2 protein-coding genes are annotated in these 3,384 nt (G+C 64.3%); both read left to right on the top strand.

The window, feature by feature from the left end; translation table 11 throughout:
- On the top strand, window positions 1–218 hold a 218-nt coding region (locus ACYSMN_RS25425), incomplete at its 5' end, for a hypothetical protein (protein ID WP_488926742.1).
- 183 nt (window positions 219–401) lie between these two features.
- A partial coding sequence (locus ACYSMN_RS25420; RefSeq protein WP_488926741.1) for a heparinase II/III domain-containing protein occupies window positions 402–3,384 on the top strand: 2,983 nt, incomplete at its 3' end.

Below are 3,384 nucleotides of genomic sequence, written 5' to 3'. Positions count from 1 at the left end.
CACCCCTCATGAACATGAACTTCACTCACCAACCATCGTGCAACCCGCGTCGCTTGTATGTACACGATGAGCAGGGTCAGCTTGTAAGCTGGGTAGGCGGGTGCCTGCAGGCGGGCACAACCAAGTTGCACCTGCCCACGGTTTCATACTCGGGCACCTGCTATCTCACCTCCTACCTCAACGGCAAGTCCGAGTGCTCCATCCACCAGGTCGAGTAAGCCTCGGCTGGTATGCTTTCCGCTAGTGGTTCGGGCACCTTTATAGGCCTAGCCATTGAGCAGTGGCATTCATAGGCCGGGCAGACCATGGATGATGCTTGGGTTCGCAGCGGCATCCAGTACCCCGTCAACGGGCCACGCTACTCTCACTGTCACCTATCACTCATGTAACTTCAATCACTCATGCAACACAAGAACCCATTCCAACTGCCGCCATTCGACCGGGGCTTTTCCGTTTGTCGCTTTGGTGCAGCTTACTGCCTCTGGGTCGTACTGCTGCTGGGTAGCTTTGCCAGCCACGCTCAAGTCAAGCTGCTGGGCCACACCCTCACGTCGGGGCACCCCCGCCTGCACTTCACCCCGAACAAGGCCGACAGCGTCCGCAGCCGCATTTTCGCCACCCGGCCCACCTACTCGGCGCCCGGCCGTTACGCCACGGCGCCGGTGTACTCGTCGGTGGCCGCCAACAAGCGCTTCGTCGACGGCTACCATGCGTTGATCAAGAGAGGAAATCAATATGCTAAAGACGATTCTCTGAACAAATCCACTAACAACCCCGCCAAGGGCTACAAGCCCGGCAACGAATGGGCCCGCACGGTGTTGACGCGCCAGCAAACTTTTGCTTCCCTCTACGTGCTCACCCGCGACCGGCGCTGGCTCAACAAGGCCGTGGCCGACCTGGACGCCATCTGCGCTTTCACGTACACGTTCGACCCGAAGTTCTACATCGACGCCCTGGCCAAGTCGAATGCCGGCTGGGTGGGCGTCGACGGCAAAGACAACCTGGAAACGTCGGCCTTCACCGTGGCCGTGTCGCTCGGTTACGACTGGCTCTTCGACGGGCTGACTGCCGCCCAACGCACCCGCTACGCCAGCACCATTGTAAAACGCGGCCTGCGCTACAGCTTCAAGCGCATGAAGCAAAGCGGAGTGGGCTGGGCCAACAGCTACGGCGACCCGGCCCTGGGCTTGAACGGCAACTGGGGGCTGGTCGTCAACGGCGGGCTGGGCGTGGGCGCGCTGGCCGTGGCCGACGTCAACACCCAGACGTCCGATTCGATGCTGACCCGCGTGCGGGCCAACTACCTCACCAACACCAACCACGCGCTGGCGCTGTACGCCCCCGACGGGGGCAGCTACGAGGGCGTCACGTATTTCGCCTTCGGTCTGGAGTACAACCTCTACCTCTTCGACGCCGTGCGCACGGCGCTCGACCCCAACGTGCTGGGCATGACCCAGGCCCCCGGCTTCGACAAGTGCTACACCTACGTGCTGCACATGAACGGGCCGGCGGGCAAAAATTTCAACTACGGCGACCAAGGCGACGGCAACCAAGGCATACCGTTGGCGGGGCTGTGGTTGGGGCGCCAGTTCAACCGGCCCTTGTTTGCGCAGCAGGGCCTGGGCTCCGGCAGCCTCAGCTCGGCCTATAGCATGCTGTGGTACAAAGACGCACTAATGACTTCCACCGCCAACAAGCCCCCTAAGGATGGCCTCTACCGCGGCCCTGAGGTGGCCACGCTGCGCAGCGCCTGGGACGATAAAAACGCCTTTTTCACGGGCCTGCTGGCCGGCCCCAACGAGAAAAGCCACGCCCACCTCGACAACGGCATGTTCGTGCTCGACGCGCTGGGGCAGCGCTGGGCCCTCGACATGGGCGCCGACTTTCCCTACCCGAGCGACATCTTCACGGGCGACCACCAAAGCAGTGCGCGCTGGACGTACTACCGCGACGGGACCGAGGGGCAGAATACGCTGGCCATCAGCGCCAATACCCAAAAAACGCTGGCGTTTGCGAACCAGAAATCCCGGTCGCGCGACACGATCGTGGCCTTCCAAAGCTCGGCCAGCCAGTCGTTTGTCGTGGGCGACCTGACCGACTCGTACTCGCCCCTGCCGGCCGACAGCAAAACGGGCTTCGCCGGCGACGCGCGTCAGGTGAGGAAAGTGCAGCGCGGGGTGATGCTGTTCGGCTCGACCCAGGTGCTGGTGCAAGACGAAGTCGCGGCCACCAACCCGGTCGAAGTCATCTGGATGATGCACACCAAGGCGGCCATTTCGGGCATCAACAACTCGACAACAACGTTGACGAGCAAGATGAAAAAAGCCGACGGCACCTACCCCACCTACACCCAATACCAGACGCTGACGGCCTTGCCCAACGGCAACAAAACCACCCGCAGCCTGACCCTGACGCAAGGCGGGCAAAGCATGAAGGTCGAGATTCTGGAGCCGGCCGGCGCCTACTTCGACGTGGTGACGGCCGACCCCAACCGCAGCCACAAAGACCAGTACTTCATCAAAGCGACGAAGGAGAAGCTCGACTACTGGGAGGCCCCCAATGGCATGGTGCGCAACCTGCTGGTGCGCTTGGGCGGAACAGCCTACCCCAACGGAAAGCTGCCGGCGGGGCAGAGCGTTACCATTCGGGTGCGCTTCGTGCCGGGCGGCAGCACCGCTGCCGCCCCGCCGTCGGTGGAGCTGGCCAAGTGGGGCCAACTCGCCGCGGCCACGCTGAAGGCCCCGGCGAACCTCGCGGCCGCCACGGCGGCGGCCAATCCGACGCGGGTGAACCTGAGTTGGGCCAACGCCAACACGGCCGCCAGCGCGGCGGCCGTGCTGGTTGAGCGTTCGAGCACGAGCGCCACGACTGGCTTCGCGTCACTTACGCTCTCTCCGGCCCCCTCGGGCACGGCCACGGCCACGGCCGACACGACGGTGGTGGCGGCCACGACCTACTACTACCGGGTGCGGGCGCGCAACGCGGCCGGCACCTACTCGGCTTACAGCAACGTGGTCCCGGTCACCACCCCGGCCAAGCTAGCCCAAACGATTACGTTCGCCGTCCTGCCGGGCAAAACGCTGGGGGATGCCGCGTTTGCCTTGAGTGCCACGGCCAGCTCGGGCCTGCCCGTGAGCTTCGCCGTGAGCGGCCCGGCCACGCTTGGTGCCACCAACACCGTGACCTTGACCGGCGTGGGCCAAGTGACGGTGACGGCCACACAGCTCGGCGACAAAAACACCGCCGCGGCCGCGGCGGTAGTCCGGCGCTTCGCCGTGGCCGCGCCGGTCGCCTTACCGCAGGTGCCGACAAACTTGGCGGCGGTAGCAGCCTCTTCCACGCAAGTAAACCTGCGCTGGCTGAACGCCAACACGGCCGCCAGCG

This window comes from Hymenobacter sp. M1-2 (assembly GCF_057808495.1).
This window is presented reverse-complemented; position numbering and strand designations above follow the sequence as displayed.